This is a genomic window from Microbispora sp. NPDC049633 (assembly GCF_040675265.1).
Classification (GTDB): Bacteria; Actinomycetota; Actinomycetes; order Streptosporangiales; family Streptosporangiaceae; genus Microbispora; species Microbispora maris.
On the sequence record NZ_JBFAOO010000077.1, the window covers coordinates 1 to 17,052 of the forward strand.

The following is a 17,052-nucleotide window of genomic DNA, read 5'->3' on the forward strand; positions in this document are numbered from 1 at the left end:
GCCGAAGCCGACGAGGACGACGCCAACCGGACGATGGTCGTCGTCCGCCCCCAGGGCGGGCTGCGCATCCCGCCGCCCGGCGCGCCGCGGCAGCACGGACAGGACGACGCCGCCCGGGCGCCGTCCGGCAACGGCGCGGAAGCCGCCGACAGGCACAGCACCACGGTCCCCGGGAGGCTCCCCGGCCGAGGACCCGCGACGCCCCCGGCACCCGGCCCCGTCGCCGGGAACCGTCCCGCGCCCGTCATGCCGGGACAGCCCGCCGGCCCGCACCCGCCGCACCCGGCGCGCCCGCCGCACCCCGCCCCCTTCCCGCCCGGCCCCTTCCCTCCCGGGGACGGCGCCTCCGGGCGGCCGCCCAGCCTGGGCACGGACCTGTTCACCATGCGCGGCCCCGACGGGCCGGACACCGGGACGCGGGTCCGGGTGCTCGTGACGATGGGCATCGTGCTCGTCGTCGTCCTCGTGCTGATCCTCCTGGGTGTGTTCTTCTTCTTTTCGAGGTGATGTTGCGCCGCACACCCGGACACTGCTAGCAAGGTCACGAACACGTTCGGTTTTCCCCTGGAGTGACCGGTGCGCAAAGGGATCGGCTACGCCGACGCCGTACGCCTGCTCGGCCAGGAGAGCACGATGGCGAAGGTCCTCACCGGCACCCTCGTCGGTGCCGTGCCGGTGCTGTCCCTGCTCGACGTCAAGGACGAGGCCGTACGGCTCGCGGGCGAGGCGAGCGGCAGGCTCCGCGATCGGTTGACGGGCCTGAACCGGTACGACCGCACGGCCCGGCTGGAGGCGGCCCAGACCGTCCTCGTCGTCGCGGCGTTCTTCGAGGCCCTCGGCGAGCTGCCCCTGCCGTTCGATCCCAGGGAACTGCGCATCACCGGAACCGAGAAGGTGACGCTGGCAGGATCCGGCGCGGTCAAGGGATCGTTCGTCGACAGTCTGAAGGCGATCGGGCCCGCGGGTTTCCGGGCCGATCAGTCGTACGCCGGCATGCTGCGGGCGATCGAGGATTACTACGGCGAGCTGGCGGCGGCGCTGATCAGGTTCGTCGCCGGACTGGCGGTCCGCGATCGGCTCGACGCGACCGAGTGGGCGCGCGCCAGGGCGGCGATCGAGGAGGAACTGCCCGAGGCCGCCCGCCGGAAGTACGAGGAGCAACACCGGCGACTGGCCCTGGACGTCCCCGAGTTCGCGCTGTGGCAGGACCTGATCGACCGCCGGCAGGTCGACACCGGCCTCGGCGAGCTGGAGTCGCTGCTCACTCAAGTCGCCGCACAGACAAGAACCCCGGAGCACAGGCACACGCTGTCGCGCGCCCACCGGGCCCTGTTGAACCGCCCGATCGCGCAGTCCGGCGAGGTCCCGACAGGCATGCGCATGCCCACGCTCGTCGAGGCGTACGTGAACCCGGGCTTCCGGCTGGCCGAGTACGGCGAGCAGGCCGATCCGAGCTCGGAATGGTGGTGGACCAAGGCGGAGCCGAGCGACGACGTCGCAGGGTTCCTGGCCCGCTACTTCACCTCGCCCGAAGCCACCAGGATGCCGCTGGTGGTGCTCGGCCAGCCCGGCGCCGGCAAGTCGGTGCTCACCAAGATCCTGGCCGGTCGTCTCCCGGACGGCGACTTCCTGCCGGTACGGGTGCCGTTGCGCGAGGTGCCGGCCGACGGGACGATCCAGGAGCAGATCGAGGCCGCGGTCCGGGACGCGACCGGTGAACACGTCACCTGGCCGCAGTTGACGAGGTCGGCGGACGGCGCGCTGCCGGTCGTCATGCTCGACGGGCTCGACGAGTTGTTGCAGGCCACGGGCATCCACCGGTCCGACTATCTGACCAAGGTGGTCGAGTTCCAGCTCCGGGAGGCCGAGCTGGGCCGCCCGGCGGTCGTGCTCGTCACCACGCGTACCGCCGTCGCCGACCGGATGCGTTTCCCGCCCGGATGCCTGACGATCCGGCTGGAACCCTTCAAGGAGGAGCAGGTCCACCGCTGGCTGGCGGTGTGGAACGCCGCGAACCAGGACTACTTCACCGCTCAGGGGGTGAAGCCGCTGCCGCCCGAGACCGCACTGGCACACGGCGACCTGGCGTCACAGCCGCTGCTGCTGCTGATGCTCGCGCTGTACGACGCCGACGGGAATCCCCTCCAGCGCGGCGAGACCGGGCTCAGCCAGTCGGAGCTGTACGAGCGGCTGCTGACCCGCTTCGCCCGCCGCGAGGTGGACAAGCACCAGCCGGGACTCCCGGAGAGAGCCGTGGCCCAGGCTGTGGAAGGAGAGTTGCGCACGCTGGCCGTCGCGGCGTTCGCGATGTTCAACCGGGGCAGGCAGTGGGTCACGACCGACGACCTCAACGGCGACCTGGCCACGCTGCTCCCGGCGCCCGCGAATCAGACCACGAGCTTCCAGACGCCCTTGTCCCAGGCGGACAAGGTGATCGGGAAGTTCTTTTTCGTCCACCAGGCGTCCGCCATCCAAGACAGCACCTCGCTGCGGACGTACGAGTTCCTGCACGCCACCTTCGGCGAGTACCTGGTCGCCCGGATGGTGCGGGACGTGCTGCGCAGCATGGTCGCCCGCGAGACCGCGGCGGCGGCCGACCCGTTCCTCGGCCGCCCGCAACCGGACGACGGGCTGCTCTACGCGCTGCTGTCGTTCTCCGTGCTGACCGAGCGGGGGCCGATCGTGGAGTTCCTCCGCGACCTGCTGCCCGCCCTCGACCGCGAGCCGACCGTGGACCTGCTCGTCCGCCTGCTGCACGCGGCCGAGTCCCGCACCGACCAGAAGTACGCCCGCTACCTGCCCAAGCCGTCCACGTTCATCACCCGGTGCGCCTACTACACCGCCAACCTGGTGATCCTCGCCTCCCTCACCGCCGACGGCATAGCTGGCAGCGAGCTCTTCTCCGATGACGAGCATCCCGGCACCCTCTGGTATCGCTTGGCAGCGCTATGGCACTCACGCCTGAGCGGCGACGCCTTCAGCGGCCTGTCCCTGGGATTCGAGATCGACAGGAACGGCCCGGCCGGCCTGTTCGTGCGCTACGTCGGCGACACCGGAGAACGGCGGAGCGGGTTGCTTCAGCGGTGGACCAAAGGGCAGCAGTGGTATCCGCCGGCCGAGAGGACGCTCGACATGGCGTACTTCCTTTGCGACCCTTTGGCAGACAGCTTGGCCGAGGCCGCTGAGCAGCTGATTCTGGCGGACGACCACCGCTTCGTGGCAGAACTCTTCGCCGACTATGAGAACCATGCCCGGCACCTGGCCGAGGCGTGGCAACTCATCGGAGGAGTACGGGACCTGGTTGAGGCGATCGTCACCCAGCTCCGTCGGGCGTATCGACACGATCCGGAGCGAGTTGCGACGGCCTTCCGGGAGGTGACGGGGACGGAGCTGCCCGACGAGGTGCTGAAGGCTGACCGTTCAGATGGCGCGGATGCGGGCAAGAACGATGCGATTAGAGACGGGCTGAAGGACTGAGGCATGGACGAATTCCGTATCGAGCACGATTCCATGGGCGAGGTCCGGGTGCCCGCCCGTGCCAAGTGGCGGGCCCAGACGCAGCGGGCGGTGGAGAACTTCCCGGTGTCCGGCCGGGGGCTGGAGCCCGCGCACATCGCCGCGCTCGCCCGGATCAAGGCGGCCTGCGCGAAGGTCAACGCCGAATACGGCGTGCTCGACAAGGACATGGCGCAGGCGATCCAGGAGGCCGCGACCGAGGTCGCCGAGGGCGACTGGGACGACCAGTTCCCCGTGGACGTGTTCCAGACCGGCTCGGGCACCTCGTCCAACATGAACATGAACGAGGTCGTCGCCACGCTCGCGCAGGAGCAGCTCGGGCAGCCCGTCCACCCCAACGATCACGTCAACGCCGCCCAGTCGTCCAACGACGTCTTCCCGTCCTCGATCCACGTCGCGGCGACGTACGCCGTGGTGCACGAGCTGACGCCCGCGCTGGAGCACCTGGCGACCACGCTGGAGGAGAAGTCCATCGAGTTCGCCGACGTGGTGAAGTCGGGCCGCACCCACCTCATGGACGCCACGCCGGTCACGCTCGGCCAGGAGTTCGGCGGCTACTCCACGCAGATCGAGCTGGGCATCGAACGGCTCCAGGCCGCGCTGCCGCGCCTGGCCGAGCTGCCGCTGGGCGGCACGGCCGTGGGCACCGGGGTGAACGTGCCCGGTCCCGGCTGGGCGCAGGCCGTGATCGCCGAGCTGAGCCGGACGACCGGCCTCCCGTTCACCGAGGCGAGGGACCACTTCGAGGCACAGGGCGCGCGTGACGGGCTGGTCGAGCTGTCGGGCATGCTCAAGGTGATCGCCGTCTCGCTCAACAAGATCGCCAACGACCTGCGGTGGATGGGGTCGGGCCCGCGCGCCGGGCTGGGCGAGATCAACCTCCCCGACCTCCAGCCCGGCTCGTCGATCATGCCGGGAAAGGTCAACCCCGTGATCCCGGAGGCCGTCACGATGGTGGCCGCGCAGGTCGTGGGCAACGACGCCGCGATCACGATGGGCGGCGCCTCGGGTTCGTTCGAACTCAACGTGATGCTGCCGGTGATGGCCCGCAACGTGCTGGAGTCGATCCGGCTGCTGGCCGGCGTGTCGCGGCTGCTCGCCGACAGATGCGTCAGCGGGATCACCGCCAACGTGGACCGCCTGCGCGAGTACGCCGAGTCGTCGCCGTCGATCGTCACCCCGCTGAACCGGTACGTGGGATACGAGGAGGCGGCCAAGATCGCCAAGCAGGCGCTGAAGGAGCGCAAGACGATCCGGGAGGTCGTCATCGAGCGCGGCCACGTGGCGAACGGCACGCTGACCGAGGAGCAGCTCGACCGGGCACTGGACGTGCTGTCCATGACCCGCCCCACATAGGGGGGCAGGCATCTATGTCGCCCACCGCCATGTGCCGCCAGCGGCGCGGTTCCTATCGTGAGGCGTCATGAGCCTTGAAGGGCGTACGGCCCTCGTCACCGGAGCGGGGAGCGGCATCGGACGGGCGTGTGCCCGGCGCCTGGCCGCCGAGGGCGCACACGTCGTCGTCGCCGACATGAACGCCGAGGCCGCGGGCAAGGTCGCGGCCGAGATCGGCGGCACACCGGTGGCCGTCGACCTGTCCGACCCGGAGTTCCTGGTCGCCTGGCGAGGTCAGCTCCCGCCCTCGCCGGACACCCGCCTGCACGCCGACATCGTGGTGAACAACGCGGGGTTCCAGCACGTCGCCCCGATCGAGGACTTCCCGCCCGAGATCTTCAGCAAGATCATGCGGGTGATGGTCGAGGCGCCGTTCCTGCTCGTGCGGGCCGTGCTGCCCGGCATGTACGAGCGCGGCTGGGGACGGATCGTCAACATCTCCTCGGTGCACGGCCTGCGCGCCTCGCCGTACAAGTCGGCCTACGTGACGGCCAAGCACGCGCTGGAGGGCCTGTCGAAGGTGATCGCCCTCGAAGGGGCGCCGCACGGCGTGACCTCCAACTGCGTCAACCCCGCCTACGTGCGCACGCCGCTGGTGGAGAACCAGATCGCCGACCAGGCGCGCACCCACGGGATCAGCGAGGACGAGGTGGTGGAGCAGATCATGCTCGCCCCGGCGGCGATCAAGCGGCTGATCGAGCCGGACGAGGTGGCCGAGGTGGTCGCCTACCTGTGCGGGCCGCGGGGGTCGTTCGTCACCGGCGTCTCGATCCCCATCGACGGAGGATGGAGCGCGCGCTGACTCCGAAGGCCCCGAAAAAGACGGACGGCGCCTACGCCTACCTCGACCTGCTCGCCCGGGAGGCGTCCGCGGTCGAGTTCGAGGGGCCGATCCTGCAGGCCAGGGCGGCCGGGGCCGACTCCGCCACGCTGGAGGAGCTGGAGCGGGCCAAGGTCGCCGCGCTGCAGGTGCGGGCCGCGCTGCGCCGGCGGGCCAAGCGCGAGGCGGAGCTGTCGGCGCTGTTCGACACCGCGAGCGACCTGGCCGGGCTGCGTGACCTCGACGCGGTGCTGGAGGCCATCGTGCACCGGGCCAGGCAGCTGCTCGCCACCGACATCGCGTACATGACGCTGAACGATCCCGAGCGCGGCGACACCTACATGCGGGTGACCGACGGGTCGATCTCGGCCAGCTTCCGGCGGCTGCGGCTGCCGATGGGCGCCGGGCTGGGCGGGCTGGTGGCGCAGAGCGGCACGCCGTACAACACGGCGGACTACTTCGCCGACCCGAGGTTCCGGCACACGAACACGATCGACGTGGCCGTCCACGAGGAGGGCCTGGTGGCGATCCTCGGGGTGCCGCTGCGGCTCGGCACGCAGGTCATCGGCGTGCTGTTCGCGGCCAACCGCAGCGCCAGGCCGTTCGCGCAGGAGGAGGTGGCGCTGCTGTGCTCGCTGGCGGCGCACGCCGCGGTCGCCATCGACACCGCCCGGCTGCTGCAGGAGACCCGGGCCGCGCTGGCCGAGCTGAGCGAGGCGAACACGCTGATCAGGGCGCACAGCGAGTCGATCGAACGGGCCGCCGACGCGCACGACCGGATGACCGGCCTCGTGCTGCGCGGCGGCGGGGTCGAGGACGTCGCCGCGGTCGTCACCGGAGTGCTGGGCGGCCGCCTGACCGTGCTGGACGAGGAGGGCCGCCCCCTCGTGGGCGAGTCCGGCGATCTGGAGGCGGGCGTGTTCGACGCCGCCCAGTCGTCGCGGGCCCTCGGCCGCACGGTGAAGCGGGGCGACGCGTACGTCGCCTCGGTGGACGTCGGCGCGGCGCCGCTGTGCACGCTGGTCCTGCGGACCGACCACCCGGTGTCCGACACCGACCAGCGGATCCTGGAACGCGCCGCGATCGTCACCGCGCTGCTGCTGCTGTTCCGCCGCAGCGTGGCCGAGGCGGAGGGGCGGGTGCGCGGCGAACTGCTCGACGACCTGGTCTCCCGTCCGGAGCTGCGCGGGCTGGACGATCGGGCACGGCGGCTCGGCGTCGACCTCGACACGCCGCACGTGCTGGTCGTGGCGCGGCACGACGGGCAGCGGGAGCGCGCCGCCTTCTGGGCGTCGTCGCAGGCGACGCTGGCACACGGCCTGGCCACCGCGCGGGGCGACGAGGTCGTGCTGCTGCTGCCCGGCGACCGGCCGGGCGCGCTGGCCAGGCGGGTCGCCGCCGAGCTGAGCGCCTCGCTCGGCCGCCCGGCGACGGCGGGGGCCGCGCCGGCCTCCGGGCCGGTGACGGCGGTCACCGCCGCCTACGCGGAGGCCCGGCGCTGCGCCGGGGCGCTGGTCGCGCTGGGCCGTACGGGTGACGGTGCGAGCGCGGACGAGCTGGGCTTCGTCGGCCTGCTGGTGGGCGAGCGGCGCGAGGTGTCCGGCTTCCTGTCCGGCGCGCTCGGGCCGGTGCTCGACTACGACGCGCGCCGGGGAACCGCACTGGTCAAGACTTTGAACGCCTATTTCGGCACGGGCGGTTCGCTGTCGCGTACGGCCGAGGCCCTGCACATCCACGTGAACACGGTGACCCAGCGGCTCGACCGGGTGGGGCAGCTGCTCGGCGCGGACTGGCAGGAGCCCGAGCGCGCCCTGGAGATCCAGCTCGCCCTGCGGCTGCACCGGCTGCGTACCCACATGCCGGATGCCTGAGGTGTGTGGCGGCGCCCCATAGGAGTGACCTCGGTCACTGCATACCGTGTGCGGAACCCCCCATCGGAGGAGTTCCCATGGCAAACACCCCACCTGCCCGGATCGGAAAGGTCGTCGGGGCCAGCCTGATCGGCACCACCATCGAGTGGTACGACTTCTTCCTATACGGCTCGGCCGCCGCCCTTGTCTTCAACAAGCTGTTCTTCCCCACCGAGGACGAGCTGACCGGCACCCTGCTGGCGTTCCTCACCTACGCCGTGGGCTTCGTCGCCCGGCCCCTCGGCGGGCTGGTCTTCGGTCACTACGGCGACCGGCTCGGCCGCAAGCGGCTGCTCGTCATCAGCCTGCTGCTGATGGGCGGGTCGACGTTCCTGATCGGCTGCCTGCCGACGTACGCCGCGCTCGGCGCCGGCGCGCCGCTGCTGCTGACCTTGCTCCGCCTGGTGCAGGGCTTCGCCCTCGGCGGCGAGTGGGGCGGGGCGGTGCTGCTGGTCTCCGAGCACGGCGACCCCCGTAACCGGGGCTTCTGGGCGTCCTGGCCGCAGGCCGGCGCTCCCGGTGGCAACCTGATCGCCACCGGCGTGCTGGCGCTGCTGGCCGCGGTGCAGTCCGAGGAGGCCTTCCTCGCCTGGGGCTGGCGGATCGCGTTCCTGCTGTCCGGCGTGCTCGTGCTGATCGGCCTGTGGATCAGGCTCACGGTCGACGAGTCGCCGGTGTTCCAGGAGGCGCTGGCCCGGCAGGAGCCCGCGCCGAAGGCCCCCATCCTCGGCGTGCTGCGCCACCACTGGCGCGACGTGCTGGTGGCGATGGGCGCCCGGATGGCGGAGAACGTGTCCTACTACGTGATCACCGCGTTCGTCCTCGTATACGGCACCACCGCGGCGGACCTGCCCAAGGGCACCGTGCTGAACGCCGTGCTGATCGGCTCGGCGATCCACTTCGTCACGATCCCGCTGTGGGGCGCGCTGTCCGACCGGATCGGCCGGCGGCCGGTCTACCTCCTCGGCGCCGCCGCCGTCGGGCTGTGGGCCTTCGCGTTCTTCCCGCTGATCGACACCAAGAACTTCGCCCTGGTCACCGTGGCGGTGACCGTCGGTCTGGTGCTGCACGGCGCGATGTACGGCCCGCAGGCGGCGTTCTTCTCCGAGCTGTTCGCCACCCGGATGCGCTACTCCGGCGTGTCGATCGGCTACCAGCTCGCCTCGATCGCGGCCGGCGGCGTCGCCCCGCTGATCGCGGTCGCCCTGCTCGACGCGTACGGGTCGAGCGTGCCGATCTCCGTCTACGTGCTGGCGGCGGCGATCCTCACGATGATCGCGGTGCTCGCCTCCAGGGAGACCCGCGACCGCGACCTGTCCGCCATCGAACCCACCTCCGGCGCCGCCCAGGCCGCCGCGATCGTGAAGGAGGCCTGATGATCAGGCGAATCGGGGCGCTGGCCGCACTGGCGGTGGCCCTCCCCCTGGCGGCGACGGTCCCCGCCCAGGCCGCGGGCTGCCCGCAGGTGCGGGTCCCGGGGGCGGAGAGGCAGGTCACGGCCTGCCTCGACGACCTCACGACCAAGGGCACGCTGGCCTCCGGCCACACCGACCAGTCGGACTGGTCGGGGCTCAACTCGGCGGGCGCCGTCAACCCCACCGGCGTCCCCGGCATACAGATCGACGGCTACTTCCCCGACACCTCCACGGGGAACACCAACCACGGCTGGAACCACGACGCCCAGTTCGTCATCCGGCTGCCCAGGCAGTGGAACGGCGGCCTGGTCGTAGCCGGATCGCCCGGGAACCGGGAGACCTACGCAAACGACTTCACGATCTCCGACTGGGCGCTGGCCAAGGGCTACGCGTACGCCGCGACCGACAAGGGCAACACCGGCGTGACGTTCTACAAGGACGGCGTACGGCCCGGCGACGCGGTGGCCGAGTGGAACCACCGGGTCAGCGAGCTGGCGGTCGCCGCCAAGGCCGTCGTACGGCAGCGGTACGGCAGGCCGGCCCGCACGACGATCGCGGCCGGCCAGTCGAACGGCGGCTACCTGGTCCGCTGGCAGATCGAGAACCGTCCCGACCTGTTCGACGGCGGCGTCGACTGGGAGGGCACGCTCTTCACCGCCGACGGGCCCAACCTGCTGACGTTCCTGCCGCCCGCGCTCCGCGCGTACGCGAAGGGCGACACGGCCGGGGTCGCGGCGGCGGGCTTCGCCCCCGAGTCCGACTTCCTGTGGCCGTTCCACTACCAGTACTACTGGGACTTCACGCAGCGCGTCTTCCGTGAGGAGTTCGACCCGGCCTACGACGGCGACGCCGAGGCGGGCACGCCGTTCTGCGCCTCCGGCACGCCCGCCTGCGACACGGACTACGACTACGCCTCCAGGCCCGCGTCGGTGAAGCAGGCGATGGCGCGGGTGAGCGTCACCGGGAAGATCAAGCGGCCGCTGATCGTCGTCCACGGCACCCTGGACGCGCTGCTGCCGATCCACGAGGATTCGGACGTATACGCCAAGATGATCGCCGACCGGCACCGCGACCGGCTGCTGCGCTACTACCGCGTCGAGGACGGCACCCACGTCGACAGCCTCTACCCGGCGTTCCCCGACCGCCTGCGTCCCCTGCTGCCCTGCTTCCGCAGCGCGTTCACCGCGCTGGAGGCGTGGATCGGCACCGGCACGCCGCCGCCCCCGAGCGCCACCCTGCCCCGCCCTGCCACGGGCGACCTCGAGAACACCTGCACACTGGGAGCAACACCATGACCCTGGCCATATCCGCCGAGCGTGTCGGCACGCCGCGGCTGACGCTGAACGTCCTGTCCGTCCCCGGCGCGTCGGGCGACCCGGTGCTGTTCGTGCACGGCAACGTCTCCTCCAGCGCGTTCTGGCGCTCGACGATGACCGCGGTCGCGGCGGAGGGCTTCCGTCCGTACGCCGTCGACCTGCGCGGATTCGGCGACTCCGACCCGGAGCCGGTGGACGCGAGCCGGGGCGTGCGCGACTACTCCGACGACGTGCTGGCGCTGCTCGACCAGATCGGACCGGCGCACCTGGTGGGCTGGAGCCTCGGCGGCGGGGTGGTCATGCAGGCCCTGCGCGACCGGCCCGCCGCGGCCCGCAGCGTGACGCTGGTCAACCCCGTCTCGCCGTACGGCTTCGGCGGCACCGTCGGCCCGGACGGCGTGCTCACCGGCTCCGACGGCGTCGGCGCCGGCGGCGGCGCGGCCAACCCCGACTTCGTGGCGGCGCTGCGGGCGGGCGACCGGTCGGCCGACTCCCCCGTCTCGCCCCGGAACGTGCTGCGCGCCACGTACGTCGCCCCCGGCACGGACCTGGGCGAGGACGAGGACGCGTACGTCGAGTCGATGCTGTCCACCCGGATCGGCGACGACCACTACCCGGGCGACTCCCTGCCCTCCGACGCCTGGCCGAACATCGCCCCGGGCAAGCGCGGCGTGCTCAACACGATCGCGCCGCCCAACTTCCGGATCGACGACCTGCACGAGATCGACCCGAAGCCGCCCATCCTGTGGATCAGGGGCGACCAGGACGTGATCGTCTCGGACACGTCGCTGTTCGACCTCGCCCACCTGGGCGCGATCGGCGCGGTGCCCGGCTGGGACGGCACGCCCGCCCAGCCCATGGTGACCCAGACGCGGGCCGCCCTGGACCGCTACGGCGTCTACCGCGAGGTGGTCATCGAGGGCGCCGGCCACGGGCCGCAGCTCGACAAGCCCGAGGAGTTCCGCGCGGCCCTGCTCGCGCACCTGCGCCGGTAGCCGGCGGGTAGCTACCGGCGGTCGCGCAGGACGCGTACGGCGATGCGCCGCAGCAGTGAGGGGGCCTGCGGCGACGCCCCGGCGGGCAGGACGGACACCTGCCCGCCGCGGCGCACGGCCAGCCCGAACAGCAGGTCCACGTCCCTCTGGTCGACCCGGAGCGCGGGCCGCCAGGACCCCGGGCCGAGGCAGTCGTCCCCGCCGATCCGGCTCACCGGCACCCGGGCGACGAGCTGTCCGGCCACCCTGCCGGGTATCCCCGGTTCGACCAGCGCGGGCACGACCATGCTGCGCCCGCGCCCGTCCTGCTCGCGCAGCACCAGCTCGGCCGGCGGCCCGCCGCTCGGCGGCACGTACGGCACGGGCACGACGACGAAGACGTGCCCCTCCTGCCGGGCCACTGTGGCCCGGGACGAGACCAGCGCGATCGACTCGGGGAACGACTTCGGCTCCACGCACACGCCCAGCTCGCCGCGCTCCGACCAGCAGGGCACCACGAGGCGCCTGGGCTCCCCGGCGAGCGCGCCCGCGCAGCTCATCGGCAGGGCGGGGCGCGCCACCCGGGTGCGGCCCGCCTGCACGCCCCGCATGCGCACGTGGACCTCCCACAGCCCGGCCGGCAGCGGCCGTCCGAGGGCCGCCGCTCCGGCGTCGAGGCGGGCCTGGCCGCTGACCCAGACGCGCACCTGGCCGCCCCGCGCCCGGTCGCCCAGGGCGGCGCGGCCCACCGAGCAGGTGACCGGCAGGGAGTGGACCACCCCTGTCTCCACGTGGCGGACGCAAACCTCGATGCGGGCCCTGCGCACCGCGTCGGTCATGTCGGCGCCCTCGTCGTCGAGCAGGCCGTCGAGCAGGCCCTCGACCGCGGGGGGCGGGGCCCACAGCAGCCGGTCGTCCCGCTGCCGCAGCCACAACGGTGCGCCGCCGGCCCGCAGGACCTCCACGCTCAGGTCGAGCAGCAGCACGCCCTGGTCCCAGCGCAGCTCCCGCAGCTCCGCGCTGAGTCTGGTGCCCCGGGACGCCTCGGCGAGGGCGACCAGCGCGTCAAGACGGTCCTGGCGCAGCAGCGCCGTACGGGCGCGCAGGTGCGCGGGCAAGTGGACGTCGAGCGCGGCGGGGAAGCGGTCGAGGGTGAAACGGCGCAGGAAGGAGAACAGGACCATCCGCTCGTCCGGCCCGGCCGCGAGGAAGCGCGCGCCCGCCAGCCGGCGCAGCCCGAGCGTCCGATACCAGTGAGCGTGGATGCGCTCGCGCTGCGAGCCCGGCTCGGTGTAGGCGTCCACCACGTCGAAGACGGCGTTGAGACCGTCGAAGAGCGCCTCGCCGTCCGGCCCCTCCTCTTCCTGGGGGGACAGGTGGCAGCAGATCTCCCCGGCCAGCACGGCGATCACCTTCGCGGCGAGGTACGCCCTGGTCACGAAGGCCTGCTCGGACAGCGGCCGGTCGGCGAAGCGGAGCTGGCAGGTCTCCAGGAAGTCGCGGCTGAACAGCTTGTGCGCCGTCGGCAGCGCGAGGAGGTGGTCGCGCAGGACGTCCGCCCGGTCCCGGTCGCGGACGAAGGCGGCCGCCGGCGGCCCCTGGCCGGCGAGCCTGCCGATCAGCACGTCGGCGTCGGTCTCCACCGCCCTGTCGTACATCAGCTCCAGGGCCCGCGGCTCCAGCCTGTCGTACTGGCCGAGCAGGTAGACGTACTCGCCGCGCGCCACCGACAGGCCGACGTTACGGCCGCGCGCGGGCGAGCCGCTGTGGTCGAGGTGCAGAACCCGCACGTTGTCGCGCTGCCCGGCGATCGCGTCGAGCCGCCTGCGGGTCCCGTCCGTCGACCCGTCGTCCGCGAAGATGACCTCGTACTCTTCCGGCGGCAGCGACTGCTCCAGCACCGAACGCACACACGCGCCGAAGGCGTCGTTCGACAGCCCGGGGTTGGACACGGGCATAACCACGCTGACCTTCACACCCATGAGGCCAAGGGTGCAGTGCGACCCCCCGCCGGACGCGCGGGCTTGTCGAAAGGTCGAACAACCCTGACCAGAGTTTCGCGATCAGGCGCCGGCTAGTACCAGCCGGTGGACTGGGAGTGCGCCCAGGCGCCGCAGGGAGTCTTGTAGCGGCCGGCGATGTAGCCGAGGCCCCACTTGATCTGCGTGGCGGGGTTGGTCTGCCAGTCGGAGCCCGCGCTCGCCATCTTGCTGCCGGGCAGCGACTGCGGAATCCCGTAGGCGCCGCTGTAGCGGTTCATGGCCCGCTCATTCCAGTGGCTCTCCTTGTCCCACAGGCGCTCCAGGCAGCCCCACTCGGCGCCGGACCAGCCGCGGGCCGCGGCCATCTCCTTGCCGACGGCCTTGTTGCTGCCCGGGTCGGGCGTGGAGCCGGGCGGGAAGTTGGCCGGGTTGAAGCCGCCGCCGCCGGGGGCCTTCTCGACGATGTCGACGGGGTCGAGGCCGCCCTTCCGGTCGCGGGTCCGCTCCAGCCTGTCCTTGCGCAGCGCCTGGACCGCGTTCTCCTTGAGGATGTCGGCCTCGGGGTCGGGCGCGTTCGGGTCGAGGGCGAGGAAGCTGTCCGGCTCCAGCACCTTCCTGGGCGCGCTGTTGTTCTCGACCGAGGTGCGGACCACCCAGGTCGTCCCGCCCGCGAGCGCGGCCACGGTGACTCCGAGGATGGCGACGCGCTTGATGGTCAGCCAGCCGGGGCCGGAACCGTCGTCTCCTCCCCGCCGCGATCGGGAGGCGCGGGGGCGATCCTTCAACTGCTGACCAGAGCTCACGGCTTATGAGCTTGCCCTGTGTTGGGGGGTGGTCCGCAACCGATTCGTGGTACCTGTTTGGTGACGCCTTGACCCGACCACCGATCACATGGACTTTCCCATGACATGTGACTTTGGTCACACTTTACGCGGAGTCAAGCGGCGTGGCCTCCCGGCACCAGCGTGCTCCGGCTTCTTGACGATGAGGTGCGAACCAGTTCACAGGACCATGACAAATAGGGAATTGGTGCGGTCCGCCCCATAATGACCGAGTGGCAGGCATCCTCCTGGTCGAAGACGACCCCTCGGTCCGGGCCGGACTCGAGCTCGCGCTCACCCGGCAGGGCCACTCGGTGACCGCGTACGCCACGGGCGAGGAGGCCCTCGAACACGTACGCTCCCGGCGTCCCGAGATCGCGATCCTCGACGTCATGCTGCCCGGCATCGACGGGGTCGAGGTGTGCCGCCGCATCCGCAGGCTCGACCCGCTGCCCGTCATCCTGCTGACCGCCAGGGGCGACGACCTCGACGTGGTGGTGGGGCTGGAGGCCGGCGCGGACGACTACGTGGTCAAGCCCGTCGAGCCGCGGGTGCTGGACGCCCGCATCCGCGCCGTGCTGCGCCGCCTGGAGTCGGCCTCGCCCGACCGCCTCACCTTCGGCGACCTCGTGATCGACCGCGGGGCCCTCAAGGTGAGCCTCGGGGGCAAGGAGATCCACCTCACCCCCACCGAGCTGCGCCTGCTGCTCGAACTCGTCCGCCACCCCGGCCAGGTCCTCAACCGCCGCTACCTCCTGCGCGCCGTCTGGGACCACACGCACGTGGCGGACTCCCGGCTGGTCGACGCGTGCGTGCAGCGCATCCGCGCCAAGATCGAGCCGGTGCCCGCCGACCCCGTCTACATCCACACCGTGCGCGGCTTCGGGTACCGCTTCAGCCCGCCATGACCCCGCCATGACCTGGGTGCCCACCGGGTTGCGGGCCCGGCTGGTGATCACCTTTCTCCTGGTGGCGATCACCGCGTCCGCCATGGTCGCGGGGCTGGGATACCAGATCGTCCGCCGGGGACTCCTGGAGCGCGCGGAGCGGGGCGCGGTCGCCGACGTGCGCGAGACGCTCTCCAGGATCACGCTGCCGATCGGCGCGAGCGACGTGGTCTGGCCGAGCGACACGACCGTCACCGACGAGGACCTCGACGGGGTGGTGCGGGCGCTGGAGGCCCCCGAGCGGACCGTCATCGTGACCTACGGGGGCCACCGGCGTGCCAACACCGGGGCCCAGTTCACCATGACCGACGTGCCCGACCAGCTCCGCTGGCAGGCGGCGCGGCGGCTGGTCCACCAGAGGGTGCTGTTCAGGGACCAGGCCTGGCTGATCGTCGCCACGCAGATCCAGCGGGCCAACCGCGACGGCGTGCTGCGTCCGACGGGCCTGACGGCCTACGTCTTCGTGCCTCTCTCGGACGAGGAGGCCGTGCTGACCCGCCTCAGGAACGCGCTCGCGCAGGCCGGAGGCATCACACTCGTCCTGGCGCTGACCCTGGCCCTGCTGTCGGCCCGGCGGGTGCTGCTGCCCGTACGGCGGCTGGGCGCGGCCGCCCGCGCGCTCGGCGCGGGAGAACTGCACGTCCGCCTCCCCGTACGGGGCAGGGACGAGCTGGCCGAGCTGACCGCGACGTTCAACGAGACGGCGGCGGCGCTCGAGGACACGGTCTCCGAGCTGCGGACGCTGGAGTCGACGTCCCGGCGGTTCGTCGCCGACGTCTCCCACGAGCTGCGCACGCCGCTGACGGCGATGACCGCGGTGACGGACATGCTGTCGGAGGACGCCGAGGACCTGCCGGACGACGCCGGGGAGGCCGTGCGGATCGTCGTCCGCGAGATCGACAGGCTCCGGGTGCTGGTCGAGCACCTCATCGAGATCAGCAGGTTCGACGCGGGCGCCGCCACGCTCCGCCGGGAGACCGTCGACGTGGGCGACACGCTGGCCGACTGCCTGGAGGTGCGGGGCTGGGCCGACCGGGTGAAGCTCACCGTGCCCGTCGGGCTCACCTTCTCCCTGGACGCCCGGAGGTTCGACGTGATGGTGGCCAACCTCGTCGGCAACGCGCTGAACCACGGCGCGCCGCCCGTCGTGGTGAGCGCGCGGGTCGCGGTCGGCGGAGAGGCCCACGGGTGGCTGGAGGTGACCGTGCGCGACCACGGGAGCGGCATCCCCGAGCAGGTCCTCCCCCACGTCTTCGACCGCTTCTACAAGGCGGGCACCGACCGGGCCAGGAGCGCGGGCAGCGGCCTCGGCCTGGCCATCGCCAAGGCCAACGCGGAGCTGCACGGCGGCTCGATCGCGGCCGAGCGGTGCGAGCCGGGCACCCTCTTCCTGCTGCGGATTCCCAAGCCATGAACGCGCTGAAATCCAGAACGGTGCTGGCGGCCCTGCTCGCGGGGCTCCTCGTGACGCCGGCGGCGGCCTGCGGGGTCGCGCCGACCGGGGTGACCGACGCCGGTCCCGCGCCGGTCATCAGCGGCACCCCCACCCTCGTCACGATCTACCTGCTGCGGAACGGCCGCCTGCGGCCGACGCGGGTCGCCGCCCGGTCGCCGCACGTCAACGACGTGCTCGACGCCCTGTTCAAAGCCAGTGGACGGTCGTCGAACCGGCTGTCCACGGCGCTGACCGGGCTCACGCTGACCCAGGTGCAGCTCGTGAGATACGCCCGCAACGACCCCGACAACACGCTCAGCCTGCGGGTGCGGCTGTTCGTGGCCGGCTTCAAGATCACCAGGACCGCCATGGCCCAGATCACCTGCACGGCGCGGCTGCGCCCGGAGATCTGGGCCGTGGAGATCGCTCACGCGACTCCTGACAGGAACGGGCCCCTCAAGACCCACACCTGTCAGGAGTTCTGGGATCTGGCCCCCAAGGACGGCCATCTCCCCCCGTGA

General features: G+C 72.1%; 12 protein-coding genes and 1 pseudogene. 11 read left to right on the forward strand and 2 right to left on the reverse strand.

Features of this window, described 5'->3' with window-relative positions:
• The 8 genes and pseudogenes from AB0J39_RS20630 to AB0J39_RS20665 all read left to right on the forward strand — a co-directional run.
• Positions 1 to 507, forward strand: a pseudogene (locus AB0J39_RS20630) (hypothetical protein); the annotation flags it as partial.
• A 69-nt stretch (positions 508 to 576) separates the two neighbouring features.
• Positions 577 to 3,477: a hypothetical protein gene (locus AB0J39_RS20635; RefSeq protein WP_363466992.1), complete on the forward strand. Its 2,901-nt coding sequence runs from the start codon at positions 577 to 579 to the stop codon at positions 3,475 to 3,477.
• A gap of 3 nt (positions 3,478 to 3,480) precedes the next feature.
• Entirely contained in the window at positions 3,481 to 4,872 is a 1,392-nt protein-coding gene (locus AB0J39_RS20640) for a class II fumarate hydratase (protein WP_363466995.1), read from the forward strand.
• A gap of 67 nt (positions 4,873 to 4,939) precedes the next feature.
• Complete coding sequence (locus tag AB0J39_RS20645; RefSeq protein WP_363466997.1) at positions 4,940 to 5,713, forward strand: 3-hydroxybutyrate dehydrogenase; 774 nt, start codon at positions 4,940 to 4,942, stop codon at positions 5,711 to 5,713.
• Positions 5,698 to 7,602: a helix-turn-helix domain-containing protein gene (locus tag AB0J39_RS20650; protein WP_363467000.1), complete on the forward strand. Its 1,905-nt coding sequence runs from the start codon at positions 5,698 to 5,700 to the stop codon at positions 7,600 to 7,602. Before AB0J39_RS20645 ends, AB0J39_RS20650 begins: the two co-directional genes overlap by 16 nt.
• A 77-nt stretch (positions 7,603 to 7,679) precedes the next feature.
• Complete coding sequence (locus tag AB0J39_RS20655; RefSeq protein ID WP_363467002.1) at positions 7,680 to 9,017, forward strand: MFS transporter; 1,338 nt, start codon at positions 7,680 to 7,682, stop codon at positions 9,015 to 9,017.
• On the forward strand, positions 9,017 to 10,351 hold the full coding sequence (locus AB0J39_RS20660) for a 3-hydroxybutyrate oligomer hydrolase family protein (RefSeq protein WP_363467004.1): 1,335 nt from the start codon (positions 9,017 to 9,019) through the stop codon (positions 10,349 to 10,351). The genes AB0J39_RS20655 and AB0J39_RS20660 overlap by 1 nt, the downstream gene beginning before the upstream one ends.
• A complete protein-coding gene (locus tag AB0J39_RS20665; protein ID WP_363467006.1) occupies positions 10,348 to 11,367 on the forward strand; it encodes an alpha/beta hydrolase in 1,020 nt (339 codons plus the stop codon). The genes AB0J39_RS20660 and AB0J39_RS20665 overlap by 4 nt, the downstream gene beginning before the upstream one ends.
• A gap of 11 nt (positions 11,368 to 11,378) precedes the next feature.
• On the opposite strand, the gene AB0J39_RS20670 is transcribed toward AB0J39_RS20665, so the two are convergent.
• Entirely contained in the window at positions 11,379 to 13,328 is a 1,950-nt protein-coding gene (locus AB0J39_RS20670) for a glycosyltransferase family 2 protein (protein ID WP_363467008.1), read from the reverse strand.
• A gap of 92 nt (positions 13,329 to 13,420) precedes the next feature.
• The gene (locus AB0J39_RS20675) at positions 13,421 to 14,113 is read right to left on the reverse strand and encodes a lytic transglycosylase domain-containing protein (RefSeq protein WP_363467011.1); all 693 of its coding nucleotides are present in this window, start codon (positions 14,111 to 14,113) and stop codon (positions 13,421 to 13,423) included.
• A gap of 269 nt (positions 14,114 to 14,382) precedes the next feature.
• On the opposite strand from AB0J39_RS20675, the gene AB0J39_RS20680 reads away from it, so the two are divergent.
• From AB0J39_RS20680 to AB0J39_RS20690, 3 genes are read left to right on the forward strand one after another with little or no spacing between them, the layout of a single operon-like run.
• On the forward strand, positions 14,383 to 15,057 hold the full coding sequence (locus tag AB0J39_RS20680) for a response regulator transcription factor (RefSeq protein ID WP_363467013.1): 675 nt from the start codon (positions 14,383 to 14,385) through the stop codon (positions 15,055 to 15,057).
• 7 nt (positions 15,058 to 15,064) lie between these two features.
• Positions 15,065 to 16,510, forward strand: coding sequence for a HAMP domain-containing sensor histidine kinase (locus AB0J39_RS20685; protein ID WP_363467016.1), 1,446 nt, complete (start codon positions 15,065 to 15,067; stop codon positions 16,508 to 16,510).
• A complete protein-coding gene (locus AB0J39_RS20690; protein ID WP_363467018.1) occupies positions 16,507 to 17,052 on the forward strand; it encodes a hypothetical protein in 546 nt (181 codons plus the stop codon). The genes AB0J39_RS20685 and AB0J39_RS20690 overlap by 4 nt, the downstream gene beginning before the upstream one ends.

Excerpts from the sequence above, each read along its gene's own strand:
- AB0J39_RS20640 (WP_363466995.1), top strand. The coding sequence starts at position 3,481 with ATGGACGAATTCCGTATCGAGCACGATTCCATGGGCGAGGTCCGGGTG.
- AB0J39_RS20645 (WP_363466997.1), top strand. The coding sequence starts at position 4,940 with ATGAGCCTTGAAGGGCGTACGGCCCTCGTCACCGGAGCGGGGAGCGGC.
- AB0J39_RS20650 (WP_363467000.1), top strand. The coding sequence starts at position 5,698 with ATGGAGCGCGCGCTGACTCCGAAGGCCCCGAAAAAGACGGACGGCGCC.
- AB0J39_RS20655 (WP_363467002.1), top strand. The coding sequence starts at position 7,680 with ATGGCAAACACCCCACCTGCCCGGATCGGAAAGGTCGTCGGGGCCAGC.
- AB0J39_RS20660 (WP_363467004.1), top strand. The coding sequence starts at position 9,017 with ATGATCAGGCGAATCGGGGCGCTGGCCGCACTGGCGGTGGCCCTCCCC.
- AB0J39_RS20665 (WP_363467006.1), top strand. The coding sequence starts at position 10,348 with ATGACCCTGGCCATATCCGCCGAGCGTGTCGGCACGCCGCGGCTGACG.
- AB0J39_RS20670 (WP_363467008.1), bottom strand. The coding sequence starts at position 13,328 with ATGGGTGTGAAGGTCAGCGTGGTTATGCCCGTGTCCAACCCCGGGCTG.
- AB0J39_RS20685 (WP_363467016.1), top strand. The coding sequence starts at position 15,065 with ATGACCTGGGTGCCCACCGGGTTGCGGGCCCGGCTGGTGATCACCTTT.
- AB0J39_RS20690 (WP_363467018.1), top strand. The coding sequence starts at position 16,507 with ATGAACGCGCTGAAATCCAGAACGGTGCTGGCGGCCCTGCTCGCGGGG.